Annotated in this window: 2 protein-coding genes; both read left to right on the top strand. The window is 41.2% G+C overall.

Going from position 1 to position 1669, the window contains the following annotated elements:
- Positions 1-102 precede the first annotated feature (102 nt).
- Complete coding sequence (locus PX481_RS20600) at positions 103-978, top strand: J domain-containing protein (RefSeq protein ID WP_288095724.1); 876 nt, start codon at positions 103-105, stop codon at positions 976-978.
- A gap of 104 nt (positions 979-1082) precedes the next feature.
- A partial coding sequence (locus PX481_RS20595) for a dihydroorotate dehydrogenase (protein WP_502888619.1) occupies positions 1083-1669 on the top strand: 587 nt, incomplete at its 3' end.

The following is a 1669-nucleotide window of genomic DNA, read 5'->3' as shown; positions in this document are numbered from 1 at the left end:
TAACTGATAACTGATAACTGATAACTGATAACTGATAACTGATAACTGATAACTGATAACTGATAACTGATAACTGATAACTGATAACTGATAACTGAATATATGCCACAATTAGTTAATTATTATGATGTTTTAGGAGTATCTCGCACGGCTACTGGTGACGAGATCAAAAAGGCTTTTCGACGACTGGCGCGTCAATATCATCCTGATGTTAATCCGGGGGATAAATCGGCCGAAGAAAAGTTTAAAGATATTAATGAAGCTTATGATGTTCTCTCCGATGAAGAAAAACGGGTTGAGTATAATCGTTCCTTGACAGGAAATAAACGCCGCGGGATACGTCCGGGGGAAAAAGCGAATAGTAACGGTAATGGAAAAATCCCCCGTACAGAACAGGATTTATGGAAGTTTAGAGATTTTAATAACCTTAATACTAAGCGCGCTAAAATTGCCTCCTCTCCCCGTTTAACTCGTCGAGATGTGGAAGCAAAATTAACTTTACCTTTAGAGAAAGCCTATCAAGGTGGCAGACAAAGAATTCGTCTGGAAGATGGTAGATCAATAGAGGTTGATATGCCGGCAGCTATGATCGATGGTCAGAAAATTCGTCTCAAAGGTCAGGGTATTGAAGGGGGTGATTTATATTTAAAAATAACTATCGCTAGGCATCCTTTTTTTAGGATTCAAGGTTCTGATATTGTCTGTCAAGTACCGATTACTCCTAGCGAGGCAATTGTGGGCGGTTTTGTGGAAATTCCTACCATTGACGGGTTAGTTAAAATGATGATTCCTAAGGGAGTAAAAAGTGGTCAAAGATTACGTTTGGCTAACAAAGGTTATCCCACTTCCCAAGGAGAAAGGGGCGATCAATTAGTGGAAATTCTCTTAGTTAATCCTCCCAATCCTAGCCCTGAAGAATTAGAACTTTATCAAAAAATACGGGCGATTGAAACTTTTAACCCTCGTCAAGGTTTATAAAGATTATGCTAGGTGGGTTACGGCAAATTTGAAATTTTTTGTCAAAAACATAACTTGTTCTTGCCTAACCCACCCTACACCTAACCCTTAATTCCTGTCTTTTTATGATCAATATAATTGACACAATTAAACCTTTTTATCCTCTAGCTTTCAAGGCTATTCGGGGCAATTTAGAAGGAACACAAAAACAATTATTAAATACTCTGCAAAAAATCGATCGCTCGCGGGGGGAATTTTGGGGACAATGGTTAATCTCACAATTATCAGAATCCCTCAGTTTTAGCGATTCTCGCCTATCTCAAAGCCTCTGGGGGTTAAATTTCCCCAATCCCGTCGGATTGGCGGCAGGATTCGATAAAGACGGTTTAGGGGCAGGACTTTGGCATAATTTCGGCTTTGGTTTTGCCGAGGTGGGTGCTGTCACCCTAGAAGGGCAACCGGGCAACCCAAAACCGAGATTATTTCGTTTACCGGAAGATTTGGCCGGATTAAACCGTATGGGGGCAAATAACCTCGGTGCGCCGGTTCTAGCGGCAACTCTCCAACAATCTTGGCAACGACAACCCCGACAGATTCCCATCGGTATTAACCTCTGTAAATCGAAAAATACGCCCCTAGAAAAGGCCCCGGAGGACTATTTAGGCAGTTTTCGCTATTTATTCCCCCATGCCGATTATTTTGTCGTTAATGT

The organism is Microcystis sp. M53603_WE2, assembly GCF_030065435.1.
This window is presented reverse-complemented; position numbering and strand designations above follow the sequence as displayed.